Origin of the sequence: Burkholderia stagnalis (assembly GCF_039848545.1) — a bacterium.
Taxonomy (GTDB): domain Bacteria; phylum Pseudomonadota; class Gammaproteobacteria; order Burkholderiales; family Burkholderiaceae; genus Burkholderia; species Burkholderia stagnalis.
Genome location: NZ_CP156686.1, coordinates 753,838 through 771,236, shown reverse-complemented (window position 1 = coordinate 771,236; position 17,399 = coordinate 753,838). Strand labels below are relative to the sequence as shown.

The following is a 17,399-nucleotide window of genomic DNA, read 5'->3' as shown; positions in this document are numbered from 1 at the left end:
CTAGCCGCCCTGCTTCGCCTTGCCCGTCACCAGGCCGACCTGCGACAGGTCGAGGCGGCGCAGCAGGTCGAGCACGTCCATCACGCGCTGGTACTGCACGGCCGCGTCGCCCTTCAACACGATCGGGAATTCCGGGTGGGTCGCCTTCTCGGTGCGCAGCCGGCTCTCGAGTTCGTCCATCGTCACGGGGTACGCGTCGAGGAAGATCTGCCCCGAATCCGCGACCGTGATCGCCTTCGTCTTCGGCTTCGCGAGACTGGCTGACGAGCTCGCCTTCGGCAGGTCCACCTTGATGCCCTGCACCGACGCGGTGGTCATGATGATGAAGATGATCAGCAGCACGTACGCGAGGTCGAGCATCGGCGTGATGTTGATGTCGTCGTACGGCTTGTCGTCGTCCTGAACCTGCATGGTGGTCTCCCCGCGTCCGTTCAGTCGGCCAGCACCGCGTGATCCGGCGCGCGATGCGCTTCGGCCAGGCGCGTGACGAATTCGTCGACGAACACCTGCATGTTCGCGGTCACGTTCTTGTTGCGGATCAGCAGGTAGTTGTAGCCGAACAGCGCGGGAATCGCGACGAACAGGCCCGTCACGGTCGCGAGCAGCGCGGCCGCGATACCCGGCGCGATCGCGTTCACGTTCACGTCGCCGGCCGCGGCGATCGCCGCGAACGTGATCATCACGCCCACCACCGTGCCGAGCAGGCCGAGGAACGGGCCGCCCGAGATCGCGATCGTCAGCAGCACCATCGACTTCGACAGCTTCTGGTTCTCGCGCACGAGCGTCGCGTCCATCGACGCGCGGATCGCCTCGATCGATTCGGTCGTGATCACCGTGCGGCCGTTGCCGTCCACGCGGCTGTGGATTTCATGAACGCCCGAGCGATACAGCCGGTACAGCGACGACTGGTGCAGGCGCCGGCCATCGTCGCTGCGCTCGTCGACGTGCGCAAGCCCGACGAGGTGCTTGCCCGCCACTTCGCGAAAGCGCTGCACGAAGTAGAGGTTCGCCTTGTCGACGGTGCCGACGTAGCGCGCCTTGGTCCACATCACGATCCACGACACGATCGCCATGCCGAGCAGGATCGTGATCACGACCCACGCGTCGACCGTCACCGACTGCACGATCACGCCGAAGTAGCCGAAGCCGAAGCCCGACTGCTTCTCGTCGTTGCCGTAGGCGACGAGCTTCGATTCCGAGCCTTGCGACAGCACGTCGAGCGCGAGCGCGTCCGGCGTGCGTGCGATCTTCGACAGGCGCAGTTCGTCGATCGCGCCCACGTAGCCCGCGAAGCCGGCCGGCGCGCCGGCCGCATCCGCGCCCACCGCCGCAGCGCCGGCGAGGGCCGGCAAGGCCGCCGCGGCCTGCGCCGCCTGCTTGCCGTTCACGTAGACGGTCAGGTGCTTGCCGTCGGCCGTCACGGCCACGTGCGTCCACTGGTTCGCCGCGACCGGCTGCGCGGCCGGCGTGCGGACCGGCGCCGAACCGTTGGCGGCGCCGTCGACCTGCGCGAACGGCACGCCGTTGTCGAGGCCGATCAGCAGGGCGTTCGCGCCGTCGCGGCGGCTGTACAGCAGCGCGTTCGGCGCCAGCGCGGACGGCTTGACCCATGCGCTGAACGTGAAGCCGCTGCCCGCGGCGACGTTCAGCGACGGGCTGGCCGGCAAGTTCAGCGCGGCGCTGCCGTCGAACTGCGCGGCCTTGCCGACGATGCCGTCCTCGACGGCGCGCAGCGGCGCGTTCTGCGCGTGGTTGCCGTACGCGGTCGCGTCCTTCGGCGGTGCGCCCGCCGCGCCGTTGAAGTGATAGACGAGCGTGTAGTCGGCGTCGAAGGTATCGGCCGGCTTGCCGCCGTCCGGCGCCTTCTTGTTGCCGTAGTACATCCAGATCGACTGCGCGGCGCCCGCCGGCATCTTCGGCACGTCGATCCAGACCAGCGCGACGCCGAGCATCGGGTCGTACTGCTCGACGTGGTAGTTCAGCGGCGTCTTGTCGTCGGCCGCGACGAAGCGGATGTCCGCGCCGTTGTCGGCGAGCCCGTCGAACTGGAAATTGCCCGAGTGCAGCCGGATCAGCAGCGGCACACGGCCGGCCGATTCCGCCAGGTTCGCGCCCTTGCCGCTGGCGTCGATCGTGATCGCCTTGCGGTACGACCAGTCGTTCTGCCACCACGCACTCGCGATGCCGGGCAGCACGCCCAGCATCGCCGCCAACAGGAAACCCAAGACTCGCTTCACGATCCACTCCCCGAATGTGCCGCCCCGATGCGCGGGTGCGCGGCACGATCAAAAAAATCCGTCAGAACCCCAGCCGCACGTAGAAATCGAACCGGGGGCTGTATTGCTTCGTATGGACGCCGGCCTTCAGCGGCCAGCCCGCCTCGAAATCGGCGCTCAGGTACTTGGCCAGTTGCAGCCGCGTGCCGACGCCGACGCTGAGCAGGTTGAAGCTCGACGTCTGCTCGGGCAGCGGGCTCAGCAGCCACAGATGCGCGGCATCGACGAACGCATGGAAGCGCCATTCGTTGATGCGGCTGCCGATCGCGCCGCCGAGAAACTTCGCGAGCGACGGGGTGCGCAGCTCGAGCGAACCGATCACGCCGCTGTCGGCCGTGTCCTCGGCCTGCATGTAGCCGCGCACGCTGTTCATCCCGCCCGCGGCAAACTGCTCGCTCGACACCAGCGGCGAATTCGAGATCTGCGCGCTCACGTGCGCATTGGCCTGCAGGTCGTTGCCGAAGCGCTGCGTATGGTTCACGTCGAACTTGCCGTAGACGAAGTCCGGCGTCGCCTTGTAGCGCTTGCTGTCCCACGCGCCCCAGTCGCTGCCGATGCCGCGGATGTTGGTCACGAGCGCGGCGGAGAACGACGTCTGCGATTGCTTCAGGCTGAGCTGGCCGTTGTACGAGAACGTCACCGGCACGTAGGTGAGCGGCACCGTCGACGTCTGGCCTGCCACGCTCACGTTCTCGTCGTAATGCTTGCGGTCGATTTCGATGCTCACCGAGTGCGCATAGGTGTCCGACGCCGGCAGCGCGTAGATCGCGGTGAAGCCGAAGGTCGTGCCCTTGCCGAGCACGTTGGTGCCGCCGACCGACGCGACGTTGCTGTCCGAGTGGATGACGGTCGCGAGGAAGCTCCAGCGCGAATCCTTGAGCGGCGCGAGATACGAGAACGCATAGACGCGCGCATCGTTCGGATGCTGCGGCGCCAGCACGTAGGTGCCGGAAATCACGTGGCCGAGCTGCCACAGGTTCGAATAGCTGAGCGTCGCGGTGGTCCGCAGCGCGGAGGTGCCGGGGCTGCTGTCGTTGTTCAGGTCGATCGAGCCGTGCAGCGGGCTGCGGTCGTCGACCTTCAGGTCGACGTCGACCGTCTGCGGCATCGTGCCGGGCTTCAGCACCGGAATCACCTGGCGGTCCGCCGAGCGGTTCAGGTCGGCGAGCTGCAGCTGCGCCTGGTTGAAATCGGGCACGACGCCTTCGGCGAGGGCCGGCACCGCATCGCGGACGTTCTGCAGCGACGTGTATTTCGCGCCGTCGACGCGCAGCCGCCCGACCTTCGCCTCGACCACCTGCAGCACGATCACGCCGTTCTTCACCTGCTGCTGCGGCAGCTCGACGACGACGGACTGATAGCCGCTGTCCTGGTACACCTTCTGCAGCGCGTCGCGCGCCGCGTTCACGTCGGCGAGGCTCCGGCCCGGCCCCTCGAACGGATACACCGCCTTCTCGATCTCGATGCGCGGCAGCGTCGTGTTGCCGCGCACGATGAATGCATTCACGTCGAACGTCTGCGGCACGCCGCTCGCGGGCGTCGCGGCCGGCGGGGCCGGCGGCGCCGCGCCCGCGTCCTGCGCGCGGGCCCCCGATGCGAGGCTCAGTCCCCCGACCAGCGCCACGCCGGCCAGGCACCGGCGTCGCAGCCGCCCCGGTTCGCGTGATTTACGGTCTGCTCTTGGCGGCATGCGCCATTCCCCTTTTGTTTCGGATCACCCTCGCGCTGACGGGGGCCTCCGGTGCGCCCCGCTATCAAAGCGTTGTTTCAGATTGATGACGAATGCTTAGCCATCCTCATCGCGCTGCGCGGCATCGTCCTGTCCGATACCGCCATCGCCGGTCCGGCCGCCGATCTCACGCGCTCACCGACAAGGACGAAGCCTTTGCGCGAAACCCGCAGTACGCATCACGACGCATCGCATCGCGGCATTCACCTACCTAGACGGAACGACACGCGAATTGCCGCAGATTTTTTTTGCGCGCAGGACCCGGGCGCGACGCGGGCAAGACGGCGGAACACGACGAAAGGACCGGCGCGGGCCGGCGAAGGGCGAACGCGCCGCGCGACGACGATGCGCGACAGGCCGCCCGCGCGTGAAACGCGCGGCGCATGGCAGTTGGCGTTGAATGGCCCTCGTTTCGTATGCGTGCCGTTCGTCCGAGTGCGGCACTGTCGGCAAACGTCCCGCCGTCATGCGCGCGCGACGCGTTCGCCACGCCCCGTCATGCATGCAGCCCGACAATCGTCAGGTTTCAACAGGGAAGTTTTTGTGACATTCGCCGGAAGATTCGCACCGGACGGCGCGCGACGAAAAATTCTGCGGCATTCGCCGCGCCGAAACGTCCTAACCGTTGAGAAGATCGTCAACGACGGGAGTCACCATGTCGCTCGCCACACTGCTGCTGCGGTGGCTCGCCGATAGACTGGCGGGCGTCGCTGCACTGCCGCATCCGACGCATCCGCATCCGCGCGGCGGCCGCCCGCTGCGCTGGCGTGCGCCGTGGCTTGCGTGGCAGCTGCTTTCGTGGGTCGCGCTCACGCTGCTGGCCCCGCCGTTCTGCGCGATCGGCGCGCTGCTGCTGATCGATCCGTCGAGCGACCAGCCGCTGTTCTGGGCCGCGGCGATGGCGATCGTGCCCGTGGCGAACGGCGCGGCGATCGTCGCCGCGAACCAGCGCCATCACCGCGCGCCGTTCACGAGCCGGCGCGCGGTGGCGTGGTACGGCTTCGTCGCGGGCGCGACGATCGCCGCCGCGCTGTTCGTGCTCGTGCTGTGGCTGACCCACGCGATCGACGCGCTGATCGGCCCGCTTGCGGCCGCAACGGCCGGCACGCGGCCGGCCACGCTCGCGCCTTGGATCGCCGGGGTCGCCGCGCTGTTCGGCATCGCGTCATCTGCGCATGCGAGCATCGCGCATGCGTGGCTCGCGTTCGACGCATGACGGCCACGCCCCTGTTTCCTGTTCGCACGAGGAGCGCACATGCATCGTTGCGGTGATGGCCGGACCCGGGGCGCGCGGCGCGAGCGCGGCATCGCGATCGTGACGGTGCTGCTCGTCGTCGCGCTGGCGGCGACGCTAGCCGCCAGCGTGCTGTGGCGCCAGCAGGTCGCGACGCGCGACGTCGAGAACCAGCGGCTCGGCGTGCAGACGATGTGGGTCGAGCGCGCGGCGGTCGAGTGGGCGCGCGCGGTGCTGCGCGCGCAAAGCGCGACGTCGAACGTGACCGTCGCCGGGCAGCCGTGGTCGTCGCCGATCGCCGACGTGCAGCTCGCCGACTTCCTGCCGCCGGACGCGGCCGCGGTCAACGCGGAACTGTCGCGCGCGTGGATTTCCGGGCATGTCGAGGATGCGCAGGCCCGCTACAACCTGATGAACCTCGTGTCGCGGGTCGCGCCGGGCAAGCCGTGGCAGGCCAACGGCGAAGGCGTGCTTGCATACCGGCGCCTGCTCGGCGAGCTGTCGCTGAACCCCGAACTCGCGCAACAGACGGCCGACTACATGCTGCGCTCGCTGCGCGACGCGAACGGCCCGGGGGGCTGGCCGCTGCAGCTCGTGTCGGTCGACGATCTCGCGCGAGTGCCCGGCTACGACGCGCGCACGCTCGACGCGCTCGCGCCGCACGTGACGATCCTCCCGGACCTCGCGCCGGTCAACGTCAATACCGCGGCCGAGCCGGTGCTGGTGGCCGCGATCCCGTCGCTGTCGCGCAGCCAGGCGCGCCGCCTCGTCGAGCGGCGCCGCACCGCGTACTTCGTCGGCACCGGCGACATCGCCGAATACCTGGCGCCCGTGCAGGGCAACGCAACCCTGCCGGACGGCGCGGCCGTCGGCGTCAACAGCGGCTACTTCATCGTGCATTGCCGCATCCATTCGGCGCGCGTCAACGCGCGCATCGATACGCTGATCGCCCGCTACGGCAGCGGCAACTTCAGCTGGACCTCGGTGATCTGGGTGCGGCGGCTCGCGAGTTAGGGTCTGTTTACGCGCATGCGAATACGTCCATCGCGCGCCTCGCGAGCGGCCGTTCTCATGGCAACGCATGCGCGTTCCAAATGTAAGCCCCTAATTCAGCGACGGCTCGCCCAGCGCGACCGGCCGCACGACCTGCGTCGCGCCCGCATGGCCGAACGACAGCCGGCTCACGCTCGTCTCGCGCACCTCGCCGAGCAGCCGGTTCCAGTCGTCGATCGACACCAGCAGCGCGATCGGCCGGTTGTATTTCGTCACCATCACGAGCGCCTCGCTCGCGTGCCGCAGCGCCTTCGACGGGTTGCTGCTGAAATCGCGGGTCGCCATCGCGATCGTGCGCAGGCTGAACACGTTCGACGCCGCGTCGTCGCCGTCGTCGTGCAGCAGCCGCTCGAGCGTCGCCGCGCGCAGCAATGCCTGCGATTTCGCCGACAGCTTGTTCTCGCGGCGCTTCCTGCGCTCGCTGCGCGGATCGACGTGGATCGCGAGCAGCCGCACGATCTGCGCGAGCGCCGTTGCCGGCATCTGGTCGTAGCGCCGCCACCAGTCCGGCGGCAGCGCGATCATCATCCCCGCGTAGGCCGCCGCCACGCCGGCCGCGATGTGGGCCGGCAGCCGCTCGGCATCGCGCGCGTCCAGCTCCAGCGCATGCGTGACGACGTTCGCCATCACGCCGAACACGTTGTATGCGAGCGCGACGATGCCGCGCGCCAGCAGCGCCGCGCGCGCCGGCACGTTGCCGCCGGCTGCGTCGCCGAGCACCGCATCGAGCGGCAGCGGCAGCGCCTCGCGCCAGCGCCGGCTCGCGAGTTGCGCGACCTGAACCGCGTCGAGCTGCGACGCCGGCGCGTTGGTCAGCACGCGCAGCGGCGCATCGGCACCGCCACGACGCCATTCGATGCGCCGCAGCGCGAGGCCCGGCTCGCCGTCGACGCGGACCGCCTGCTCGACCACGGGCCCGCCATCGAGCGTGCCGGCGTCCTGCCAGTCGCCGGGTGCGCCGAAGCCGACCGTGCCATCGTCGTCGCGGACCACGAACGCGCTGCCGCGACGCGGCCAGCCCGACAGCAGCGCGCCGACATCGAGCGGCGCGTCGACGATCCACAGCTCGCCCGGCTTGACCGACTCCAGCACCGCAGCAACGAATGCACGCGCGTGAATCCGGCCGCGCTCGGCCGGCAACAGGTCGACGATCATCCCGAGATCCGGATCGTAGACGGGCAGCATGCGCGGGCCGTCGGCCGGCGCGTGCGCCGCGTCGTCGGCATCGCGCGCGGGCGCTGCACGCGTTGCGCCGCCGTCCAGCACGCGCAGCCGCAGGCCGCCCGCCGCCCGTGTCCATTCGCGCTCGCGCGGCACCGGCGCGGTCGCGGGCAGCAGCAGCTCGACGCTGTCCTGCACGAGCGCGCGCCCCCAGCCGGCGCGCAGCCGGCTCATCCGGTCGTGCAGCGCAGCGACCGCCGCGCCGAACCCGGCCGGCAACCCGGCGACCTGCGCATCCGACGGCCGCGATCGCGCCGCGATCGTTGCGATCGCATCCACCGCCAGCGAGAACAGCGCCTCGCGCAGCTGCTCGCCGTCCGGCTCGCCCTCCATTTCCGCGGCGACGTCGACCCACTCGTCATGCAGCGCGCACTGCATGACGAGGCGCGCCATGATCGCCATCGGACTGTGCTCGACAAAGCGTTCCACGACCGTGCGTATCACCTGATCACCCCATCCCTGTCTGGTTGAGCGCGCATGCGCACACTTGACGCGCCATTTCAGGCGCAGCAGCATCGTGGACGACCGGATGCGCGCGGCCGACACGCCGCGGCCATCCGCCCGCAACGGTTGCACGAGGCCCCCGCATGTACGTAGACCCCCGCGTGGCACACGGCCGCGCCCGCTTCGACCTGAGCCGCTCGCCCCGCCTGTTCGCCGAGGAACGGCGCTGGGAGATCAGCGACGTGGTCACGCGCGGCATCGACCAGTTCGCGGGCGTGCGCAACCGCCGCAACCTGATGCGGCTGCTCGAACGGCAGATCGCACCGAAACTCGCGCGGCTCGGGCTCGAACCGTACGTCGGCGCGCTCGGCCGGCATGAAGGCCTGTTCGTCAATTTCTCGACGATGAGCGCCGAGCATGGCCTGCGCGAATTTCAATTGCAGCTCACCGTGCCCGACCTCGTGCTGCGCAGCTTCGCGTCGAGCGTGATCCGCCCGCACGCGGTCGCGCGCTGCATGCAGCGCAACGGCGTGATGTCGCTGGCGGAAATCGAACATGAAACGCGCACCGCGTTCGTGATCGCACGCGTGATGCGCGCGCTGGCGCGGGCCGAGCAATGGCGGCAGGTGGGCGTGCCGACTCCGCACGGGCTGTTCGTCGGCGCGCTGACCGGCGGCGACGACGTCTGCATGAACACCTACTTCCGGCCCGGCGACAACGACCGGCCGTCGCGCTGGCGCGGCTTCGCCGGGCTGTTCGCCGCGATGCCGGACTGGCGAGCGGACCAGGTCCGGCACGGCGGCGATCTGCTGCAATGGATGATCAACCATATCGTGGCCTTGCAAGAATCCGCACCGTTCGTCGAACGCTTTCCATTTCTGCTCGAACCGCATCGCGACGCCGACGACCCGCTCGACGCGGCCTGGGCCGGCGCCCGCGCCTGCGCGCGGGACGATCCGGCGTCGTACTGACGCCGTCGGCGCGGTTCCCGATTTTTCTTGCTCGCTTGCTCTCTCCGTGGCGGCGATCCGGGGGCCGTCCTCGTCAGCCCCCGGTGCCGTCTCACGATCACGCTTCTTGGCCCTCGTGCTCTCGTTTACTAGGTCGCAACGGGCGCGCCTAACCCGCAGACTTTCTTGCGATGAACGCCGCGCACCGTTCAAATCGTTCGCCACATCCGCCGCGTTCCGGTAGGGTTGCCGTGTCACACCGCCGTCACGACCACGACACTTCAACGGACTGCGACATGCCCCTGCTCAGCATTTACCTGACTGCACCGATGGCATCGACTGATTCGGAAATTTGGTTCTCGGCATACGGGTTCGGATGGGGCTACGCAGCATTCGCGCTGCCGTTCGAAACGCTGCGCGAGCATCTCGGCGCGTCGGATACGAGCCATCGGCAATGCATGCTGGCCTTCGAACTGAACCGGCAGCGGATCCTGCGCGCGGTCGCAATGCGCACCATCCCGCTCGACGGCCAGCGCATCACGCTGCTGCCATCGGATCTCTAGACGCCCCGGCGGCCGCCTCAGTGCGTCCGCGCCGGGCCATCCGGTTCCGGATCGCCGAGCATGCCGAGCACGACCCACAGCCAGATCAGCTCCTGCGCGGCCCCCGCGTGCGCGGCGCTTTGCATTTGCCAGCGCCGGAACGCGTCGAGCTCGCGCTCGGTCGCATCGCCCGCGCGCAGCCAGAGCAGCCAGCGCACGGCGCCCTCGCAAATCCCGTCGGCGAGCGCGTGCGCGTCGCCGGAATGGTCATCCCGTCGCGATATGGTCATGATCACGCCACCGCCCGAAGCTCATTGAACGCATCTTCCCCACGCAACGCGTCGATACGCTGCACGGGGCGCCTTGCCGCACACGCCTCGGGTCCGACGACGCCCCACCGGGCTGCCGCTGACGGCAGCCCGGCGTTTGCCGGCCCTCATGGATAAGGTCGAATCGAAGACGCGCAACCCGCAGAACGCGGAACGCGATGACGGTGGCGCTCAGCTCAGCTCAGCTCAGCTCAGCTCAGCTCAGCTCAGCTCAGCTCAGCTCAGCTCAGCTCAGCAGCACGATGTTGCCGGGCAGGCGCGTGACGTGCGCGCCGTACAGGCGGCCGACCATGTCGATCACGTCGTCGAGCCGCGCGATCGGGAATTGCGCCTGGATGCGGTTCGCGCCGAGCGCGGCGCTGCGCAGCACGACCTTGCCGCGCCGGTAGCGGTTGATCTCGTCGACGACGTCCGCGAGCGGCACGCCGTTGAACACGAGCATGCCGCGCCGCCATGCGCTGACCGCGCCCGGATCGACGCGCGACACGGGCCGCATGCCGCGATCGTCGTAGATCACCTGGTCGTCGGCGCGCAGCGTGCGCGCGCCGCGCGGATGCGCGAGCGCGACCGTGCCCGACAGGCAGGTCACGCACACCTGCGCGCCGGTGCGCCGCACGTTGAAGCGGGCGACCGCCGCCTGCATGCGCCCTCCGCCCGCGACCACCACGACGGGCCGCAGCGCCGCAGCGCCCCCAGGCGGCGCCGCCGCGTCGATCTCCGCTTCGCCGGCCACCACCTCGACGCCGCGCGCCGCGATGCTCGCGGGCAGCACGTCCACCCGCGTCTGCGTGTTCAGCTCGACCGTCACGTTCGCGGCCAGCGCGACCTGCCGCTGTTCGCCGGTGCCTGTGCGGTAGTCGGCCGCGAGATCGGCCAGCGACGGCCAGAGCGCCATCGGCGGGCGCAGCGTGAGCCACGACGCGCCCGCCGCGACCGCGAAGCCGACGAACGCGCGCCGGCCCGTGCGGATCGTGCGCTCGCGCTTTGCAACGTTTGCCCACGCGGCGGCCGTGCGCTCCTCCTGCGCGAGTTCCGCCGCGGCGGTGCGCAGCGAGCCCCACGTGTCGCGCAGCAGGTGCGCGGCCTGCGGACGATCCGCGCACCAGCGCGCGAACGCGTCGGCGTCGTCCGGGGCCGCTTCCCCGGAGCGCAGACGCAGCAGCCACGCGCTCGCTTCGTCGAGCGGATCGTGTGCGGTATCGGCCTGGGCTTTCGTCATCGTCGGGATGCTCAAAATTTGCGGGGCCCGCCGCGCGAACCCGTGTACGACTCACCCTCTTCCTGCATGCGCTGCAGGCAGTGCTTCATCGCCGCGCTCAGCTCGCTTTCGACGAGCCGCAGCGAAATGCCGAAACGCTCGGCGATCTCGCGATTCAGCAGCCCGTCCACGCGGGCCGCCAGCAGGATCGCCCGGCGCCGCGGCGGCAGGCCGCGCAGCACCTCCTTCAGCGTGTCGACCTTGCGCCGCGCGGCGACGATGCGCTCGGGATCGGCCACTTCGTCGGGCAGTTCGAGCAGCGTCTCGACATCGTCGTCGTGCAGGTGACGCCGCTCGCGGCGATGCTGGTCGATCGCGACGTTGTTCGCCATCCCGAGGATATAGGCGTCGGCGTTGGTCACCTGCGCGGACACGTTCGCGTTCTCGAGGCGCAGCCAGGTTTCGTGCAGCGCGTCGGCGGCGCCGTCCTTCGAGCCGGTCACGCGTTCGAGCCGCCTGACCAGATACGCGTAGCGCGACGCCAGCAGCTTCCTGAGCCCGGCGCGAGTGGTGTCGGACATGGCCGCCTAGTTCCGTTCGGCTGTCTGCGGACAGCGGAAATGCACGCCGTTGCCGACCGGCCGCAACAGGATCGTGACCGGCTGCGGCAACGCCGCGGGCGGCGCCGCGTCGAGCTGCAGCGCGCGCAGCGCGCGCACGATCGCCGCGTCGCGCGAGGCCAGACCACTCGATGCCACCATGTTGACCGCCACCACCGCCCCCTTGTTATCGATGCGCAGCTGCGCGACGAGCCGATAGCCGCCCGGCACCGCCGCCGGCTGCGCGCACAGCGCATCGATCAGATGCGCCTGCAGCAGGCCCGCGAACGCGCGCCGCTCCGGCGAATCGCCGACGCCGTCGATCGGCAGCGCGGCATCCGCCGGCGTGTCGAGCGCGGCGGACGCCGCATCGCCGGCGGGCCGCGCGACGATGATCGCCTCGTCCGGCCGCGCGAATTCCGCGCGCAACCCCGTTCCCGCCAGCACCCTCTCCAGTGCGTCGCGCGGCAGGAACTCGCCGCTGACCGGCGCGCTCGTCCGCCCGTCGAGCAGCGGCGCGGGCGCCAGCACGATCAGCTCGGTGATCCGCGCGAAATCCTGCAAGGCCTTCGCGAGCGGCTGCGCGGGCAAATCGAAGCGCGCCGTGGCGCCCGGCTGACGTCCTGCGGTTCCGGTCTCCTGCGCCTGCACGACACGCATGAACAACGCGGCAAAGGTGAACCACGCGACGATCGCCAGGACACCGGCCGGCGCCCGTGAACGCGTCATGAATGCCTGGATGGAATTGAGGTTGCATGCTGCCACCGGATTCCCCTCACCCCCGTGAGCGCCCCGTGGCAAGCGAATGACAGATTGTGCGCGCCGTCCATGACAGTCAGGTGAATTGTGCAGCGGGCCGGCGCGACGGCAAGCCGCGCGTAAGGCGGCCGTGTGCATCCTGCACCGTGCATCGATCGAGCACGGTCTGCGCCGCGTTCGGCCACGCATTGCGGGGCGCATCGCCCGTGTTTACCCATTGCCCGCGCCGGGCGAACGGCGCGTACGGCGTCGGCACGTCCTGTCATTGCGCGGCGTCGAACGCGCCGGGCGAAGGCGGCGGCACGATCAGGCTGGACATCGCGCACCCCGCGCGGGCCGCGTGATGGCCTTCATGGTGATCGCGCCGCCGCTCAAGGCCGCTGCACGACGAAATTGCCGATCCCGGTGCCGACGACGAGCAACCGCACGTCGCCCGACGTCAGCGTGATCGTCACCGGCACGTCGATGCTTTCGTCGCCGAGCACGACGCGCGCGATCGGCTCGCCGCCGCCCGTGTAGTGCACCGTCACGGCGGTCACCGCCGTGCCCCAGCGTCGCGCGCGAAACAGGTCGTCCGTCATCGGCGACCACGCGCCGCCCTCGGTGCGTTGCACGAACCGGTAGCCGCCGCCCACCGGCTGCCATGCGATCGGCGTCGAGCGCACCTGCGCCTCGTCGCCCGCCGATTCGAGCAGGCTCGCGAGCCGCTGCGCCTCCTCGGCGAGATCGGCGCGCCGGTTGCGCGACGGCGCGAGCGTCACGACCGCGACGAGCAGCCCGACGATCATCAGCACGACGAGCATCTCGAGCAGCGTGAAGCCCGCCGCGCGCCGCTCGGCCATGCGCTTATTGCCACGAGCCGATGTCCGCATCGTTCCCCTCTCCGCCCGCCTTGCCGTCCGCACCGTAGCTGAACACGTCGATCGCGCCGTGCGTGCCGGGGCTCAGGTACTGGTACGCATTGCCCCATGGATCGTTCGGCAAACGCTCCAGGTAGCCGCCGTCCTTCCAGTTGTTCGGCATCGGGTCGACGGCCGGCTTCTGCACCAGTGCATGCAGCCCCTGCTCCTGCGCCGGATAGCGGCCGTTGTCGAGCCGATAGAGATTCAGCGACTGCATGATCGTGCCGATGTCCTGCTTCGCGGCGATGCGCCGCGCCTCGTCGGGCCGGCTCATGATCTTCGGCACGATCAACGCGGCGAGGATGCCGAGGATCGCGACCACCACCATGATCTCGATCAGGGTGAAACCCCGTTGCGCACGGCCGCGCTTGGGTGCTGGATGCTCGTCTCGCGTCATCATGCATTCACTCTCGCGTCAAATCGCGCTGCCCGCCGTGCGGAACCCGCATGCGTTCGTGCGCTGAGCGGCGCATCACTGCACCATGTTGTTCAGTTCGATGATCGGCATCATCACCGCCAGCACGATCACGAGCACCACGCCGCCCATCGCGAGAATCAGCAACGGTTCGAGCAGGCTCGTCAGGAACATCGTGCGCCGTTCGAGCTCGCGCGCCTCGCCTTCGGCCGCGCGGTCGAGCATCGTCGTCACGTCGCCGGTGGCCTCGCCCGAGCGGATCAGGTGCACGAGCACCGGCGGGAACGTCTTCACATGGTTCAGCGCGCGCGACAGCGCCGAGCCTTCGCGCACCCGCACGATCGCATCGTCGATGTTCGCGCGCATCGCGCGATTGGAAAGCGTCTCGCCAGCGGCCTGCAGCGCGCGCAGGATCGGCACGCCGGCCGCGGTGAGAATCCCCAGCGTGCTCGCGAAGCGCACCGTGTTGTAGCCGCGCACGAGCTTGCCGGCGAGTGGCGCGGTGAGCGTCCACCGGTCGAACGCGAGCCGCGGGCGCGCTTGCGACAGCACCTTGCGGATCGCGAGCACGGCCGCCGCGAACGCGACGAGCGACGCCCACCACCAGTGCCGCACGAAATCCGACAGCGCCATCATGGCGACCGTCAGGAACGGCAACTGCTGCTTGGTGCTCGTGAACACGTTCGCGACTTGCGGCACCACGTAGCTCAGCAGGAACGTGACGATGCCGAACGCGATCAGCGTGACGATGCCCGGATACGTGAACGCGAGCAGGATCTTCTGCTTCAGCGCGTTGCTCTGCTCGATGTAGTCGGCGAGACGCGACAGCACGACGCCGAGCTTGCCGGTGTGCTCGCCGGCCGCGACGAGCGCACGATAGATCTCCGGGAAATCGCGCGGATGCTGCGTGAGCGCGTTCGCGAACGTATGGCCGCCGACCACTTCCGCGCGGATCGACGCCATCAGCTCGCGCACGTATTCGCGTTCGGCCTGCTCGCTCAGCACCGACAGCGATTCGTCGAGCGGCAGCCCGGCGATCAGCAGGCTCGCGAGCTGGCGCGTGAGGATCGCCTGTTCGCGCTGCGACAGCTTGCGGCCGAGTGCGAGACGCTGGCTGCGTTCGCCGTGCAGCCGCGACGCGGCAAGCTCGACGACGAGCGGCGTCAATCCTTGCGTGCGCAACTGGTTGCGCCCGGCACGCGCGCTGTCGGCTTCGAGCAAGCCCTTGCGGGTCTTGCCGGCCCGGTCGATCGCTTCATAGCGGAATGCGGACATGTCAGTGGCCTCCGGTGACGCGCAACACTTCCGCGAGCGACGTCGCGCCCGCCGCGGGAATCTCCGCGATGCGGCGCACGTTGTCCGCGTAATCGGTGACGACGATCGCGTTGTCGCTCGGATAGGCGGCGACCGCCTTCGCGACCTGGCTGACGTCGGCGTTCGCGACGTTCGGCAGCACCTGCGCATGCGCGAGCCGCACGACGCGCAGGCCGACGGCGAACCATGTGCAGCGGGACGAGAAGCGGACGAAACGGGAGCGTGTCATCGGTAATCGGCGACGGGTGGCAGGCGGGCTGTGGCGATGCGCGAGCAAAGACTAAGGAGTGAACCGGCGCAAATTTGTGACGGATGTTGGGCTACCTTTTGGGGCGGCGGCGATTAATCGTCTCGGTTATTTACTTGTCGTCTTTTTAAATTTCCCGCTTACCCTAAATTCATTAAATAAGCAGCCGTTTGGAATCCGCTCTCTTCTCGATCACTCAAGTTCGAAAGCGTGGGCGGCACGAATGTTCCGTAGCATCTGCCATCAAATTGACTCGACGCCACGCTAGCGCAAGCCGGCGTGCAGCCCGGGAATCGCGAATCGCCCCGAGTCCCGTTTACTCCGAGCCGCGACCCGATCGAATAAGGCATTCAGTCATTCCGTTAAAAATGTTCCGTAGCATTCTTTATGAAAAGTTCACACGCGCACGGCGCGTTTCCTCCTACAGTTCATCCGGCGGTCGACACGGCATTCCGGCCGCAGCAGCAGGCTTCCCGTTTATCTTCGTCCAAGGACATTCTCATGAAATCCAGCAAGCGCAAGATCTGTCAGGTCCTCGCTCTCGTCGTTTCGGGCATGGGCGCCTCCGTCGCGATGGCCGCCGGCCCCGTGATTCAAGGTGGCGGCTCGTCGCTCGTCGCGCCGACCATCGGTTCGGTCAGCAACCCGGCCACGGAAATCGGCCTGTTCGGTACCTCGCAAGCCACGTTCACGTACTTCTCGGTCGGCTCGGGCGCCGGTCAGAACGCATTCCTGAACAACCAGCCGACGTTCTTCGGCGCAGGCGTGACGGGCACGGCTCACTTCGCGAACAGCGATGCCGCGCTGAGCAACGCGCAGGTCACGAACTACAACAACACCGGCCGCGGCACGACCGACGGCCCGCTGATCCAGATCCCGTACATCGTGACGCCGATCACGATCCCGGTCGTCAACGGCCCGGCCGTGACGAGCACGACGACCCCGCAAACGACGCCGGGTCAGGCACACAGCATCGCGCTGAACGACAACGATCTGTGCGGCATCTTCTCGGGCAAGCTCACGAACTGGAATCAGGTCACCAATCCCGAAACCAACGCGACCTACACGACGAACGCTCCGATCAAGGTGATCTATCGCTCGGATGGCAGCGGCACGACGGAACTGCTGACCCGCCACCTGGCCGCCGTTTGTACGACTGCCAACACGGCCACAGGTGTGAAGTTCGTCGACTCGCTGACGTTCACTGCGTCGTTCCCGAGCGGCTTCCCGACCACCGCGTCGTTTGTCGGCGTGTCCGGCAGCGGCGGTGTGCGCAATGCGCTGTCATCGTCGACGACCGCCGCAGTCGCCTACCTGAGCCCGGACTACACAAACACGTTCCTCGCGCCGTCGAGCTCGGTCGTGACGGCAGCCGGCGCGCTGCAACTGCAGGTGGCCAGCCTCCGGAACGGGAACACGTACTACGCGCCGACGTACGCAAACGCGACGGCGGCACTCGGTACGGTTGCGGCGCCGTCGGGTGCTGCCGCAGCAGATCCGACGCAATGGGTGCCGAACGCGGGTAACCCGTCCACCGGCTATCCGGTTTCGGGCACGAGCCAGATCATCCTGAGCCAGTGCTATGCGAACGCGACGGTCACGAGCGCCGTGCAAAACTTCCTGAACAGCCACTACACGAACGCCAGCTTCGCATCGATCGTGCATGGCAACGGCTTCGATACGGTGCCGTCGAACTTCCGGTCGGCGATCTCGGCGAACTTCCTGAGCAACACGAGCGGGAACGGCCTCGACATCGGCAACGCATCGACCTGCGCACTCTTCACCGGCCGCTGACAGAAAGCCGACCCCGTCGTACCCGGTATGACGACACCCCGGCCTTGAATATTCAAGGCCGGGGTTTTTTACGTCCCGCCACTGCAAATCCCGGGCCTCGGAAATCGGGCTGTTTGGTACGGCCGAAGGCACGTTCTCGTACTACCCGGTTGAAGTCGGAGCAGGTCAATATGCATGCTTGAATACAGCGATGCGGCGCTCACACACCGGCAGCAGGTCACCCATCCTCAAATGGGCGCGTACCACGCAGCGAGCGCCCCGATCAAGGTGATCTGCCAGAACCGAGCGCCTGGCTCGTCACCTGGCAGCCGTCTGCATACCTGAATCGATACCTCGTCGCACCCGCACCTTGAACCGACAAGGTGAGGGTATGTCACGCTCTGCTTGCGCAAC

Annotated in this window: 18 protein-coding genes; 6 read left to right on the top strand and 12 right to left on the bottom strand. The window is 68.6% G+C overall.

Annotated elements, in window-relative coordinates; translation table 11 throughout:
- The 3 genes from ABFO07_RS20315 to ABFO07_RS20305 all read right to left on the bottom strand — a co-directional run bounded on the left by ABFO07_RS20315 (position 1) and on the right by ABFO07_RS20305 (position 3,966).
- On the bottom strand, positions 1-411 hold the full coding sequence (locus tag ABFO07_RS20315; RefSeq protein ID WP_059562915.1) for an ExbD/TolR family protein: 411 nt from the start codon (positions 409-411) through the stop codon (positions 1-3).
- A 20-nt stretch (positions 412-431) separates the two neighbouring features.
- Positions 432-2,237 (bottom strand): DUF2341 domain-containing protein, encoded by a 1,806-nt coding sequence (locus ABFO07_RS20310; protein ID WP_322229546.1) that lies wholly within the window; start codon positions 2,235-2,237, stop codon positions 432-434.
- A gap of 61 nt (positions 2,238-2,298) precedes the next feature.
- Positions 2,299-3,966 (bottom strand): ShlB/FhaC/HecB family hemolysin secretion/activation protein, encoded by a 1,668-nt coding sequence (locus ABFO07_RS20305; RefSeq protein ID WP_347469473.1) that lies wholly within the window; start codon positions 3,964-3,966, stop codon positions 2,299-2,301.
- Positions 3,967-4,660: 694 nt separating this feature from the next.
- On the opposite strand from ABFO07_RS20305, the gene ABFO07_RS20300 reads away from it, so the two are divergent.
- Positions 4,661-5,221: a hypothetical protein gene (locus tag ABFO07_RS20300; RefSeq protein WP_347469472.1), complete on the top strand. Its 561-nt coding sequence runs from the start codon at positions 4,661-4,663 to the stop codon at positions 5,219-5,221.
- Between the two features lie 39 nt (positions 5,222-5,260).
- Positions 5,261-6,253 (top strand): type II secretion system minor pseudopilin GspK, encoded by a 993-nt coding sequence (gene gspK / locus ABFO07_RS20295; protein WP_060015721.1) that lies wholly within the window; start codon positions 5,261-5,263, stop codon positions 6,251-6,253.
- A gap of 90 nt (positions 6,254-6,343) precedes the next feature.
- Here gspK and ABFO07_RS20290 read toward each other — a convergent pair whose 3' ends face one another.
- Positions 6,344-7,942, bottom strand: a complete 1,599-nt coding sequence (locus tag ABFO07_RS20290; protein WP_347469471.1) for a type II toxin-antitoxin system Phd/YefM family antitoxin — start codon at positions 7,940-7,942, stop codon at positions 6,344-6,346.
- Between the two features lie 158 nt (positions 7,943-8,100).
- On the opposite strand from ABFO07_RS20290, the gene ABFO07_RS20285 reads away from it, so the two are divergent.
- On the top strand, positions 8,101-8,928 hold the full coding sequence (locus tag ABFO07_RS20285; protein ID WP_060015718.1) for a hypothetical protein: 828 nt from the start codon (positions 8,101-8,103) through the stop codon (positions 8,926-8,928).
- A 275-nt stretch (positions 8,929-9,203) separates the two neighbouring features.
- A complete protein-coding gene (locus ABFO07_RS20280) occupies positions 9,204-9,470 on the top strand; it encodes a hypothetical protein (RefSeq protein ID WP_230949436.1) in 267 nt (88 codons plus the stop codon).
- Positions 9,471-9,487: 17 nt separating this feature from the next.
- Here the strand turns inward: ABFO07_RS20280 and ABFO07_RS20275 are convergent, their stop codons facing one another.
- From ABFO07_RS20275 to ABFO07_RS20260, 4 genes are all read right to left on the bottom strand, one after another.
- Positions 9,488-9,739, bottom strand: coding sequence for a FecR/PupR family sigma factor regulator (locus tag ABFO07_RS20275; protein WP_230941921.1), 252 nt, complete (start codon positions 9,737-9,739; stop codon positions 9,488-9,490).
- A 265-nt stretch (positions 9,740-10,004) separates the two neighbouring features.
- The gene (locus ABFO07_RS20270) at positions 10,005-10,997 is read right to left on the bottom strand and encodes a FecR family protein (protein WP_060148455.1); all 993 of its coding nucleotides are present in this window, start codon (positions 10,995-10,997) and stop codon (positions 10,005-10,007) included.
- Positions 10,998-11,008: 11 nt separating this feature from the next.
- A complete protein-coding gene (locus ABFO07_RS20265) occupies positions 11,009-11,557 on the bottom strand; it encodes an RNA polymerase sigma factor (protein WP_060351665.1) in 549 nt (182 codons plus the stop codon).
- Positions 11,558-11,563: 6 nt separating this feature from the next.
- Positions 11,564-12,304: a secretin and TonB N-terminal domain-containing protein gene (locus tag ABFO07_RS20260; protein ID WP_347469470.1), complete on the bottom strand. Its 741-nt coding sequence runs from the start codon at positions 12,302-12,304 to the stop codon at positions 11,564-11,566.
- Positions 12,305-12,480: 176 nt separating this feature from the next.
- Here ABFO07_RS20260 and ABFO07_RS20255 point away from each other — a divergent pair, with 176 nt between their 5' ends.
- A complete protein-coding gene (locus ABFO07_RS20255; protein WP_347469469.1) occupies positions 12,481-12,678 on the top strand; it encodes a hypothetical protein in 198 nt (65 codons plus the stop codon).
- A gap of 27 nt (positions 12,679-12,705) precedes the next feature.
- On the opposite strand, the gene ABFO07_RS20250 is transcribed toward ABFO07_RS20255, so the two are convergent.
- The 4 genes from ABFO07_RS20250 to ABFO07_RS20235 form a co-directional block, all read right to left on the bottom strand.
- Complete coding sequence (locus ABFO07_RS20250) at positions 12,706-13,206, bottom strand: GspH/FimT family pseudopilin (protein WP_060027420.1); 501 nt, start codon at positions 13,204-13,206, stop codon at positions 12,706-12,708.
- Positions 13,181-13,633, bottom strand: coding sequence for a type II secretion system major pseudopilin GspG (gspG, locus tag ABFO07_RS20245; RefSeq protein ID WP_059906069.1), 453 nt, complete (start codon positions 13,631-13,633; stop codon positions 13,181-13,183). The genes ABFO07_RS20250 and gspG overlap by 26 nt, the downstream gene beginning before the upstream one ends.
- 75 nt (positions 13,634-13,708) lie before the next feature.
- Entirely contained in the window at positions 13,709-14,926 is a 1,218-nt protein-coding gene (gene gspF / locus ABFO07_RS20240) for a type II secretion system inner membrane protein GspF (RefSeq protein ID WP_060015706.1), read from the bottom strand.
- 1 nt (position 14,927) lies between these two features.
- Positions 14,928-15,194, bottom strand: a complete 267-nt coding sequence (locus tag ABFO07_RS20235) for a hypothetical protein (protein ID WP_059993059.1) — start codon at positions 15,192-15,194, stop codon at positions 14,928-14,930.
- Positions 15,195-15,713: 519 nt separating this feature from the next.
- Between ABFO07_RS20235 and ABFO07_RS20230 the strand changes: the two genes are divergently transcribed.
- Entirely contained in the window at positions 15,714-17,006 is a 1,293-nt protein-coding gene (locus ABFO07_RS20230) for a substrate-binding domain-containing protein (protein WP_347469468.1), read from the top strand.
- Positions 17,007-17,399 lie beyond the last annotated feature (393 nt).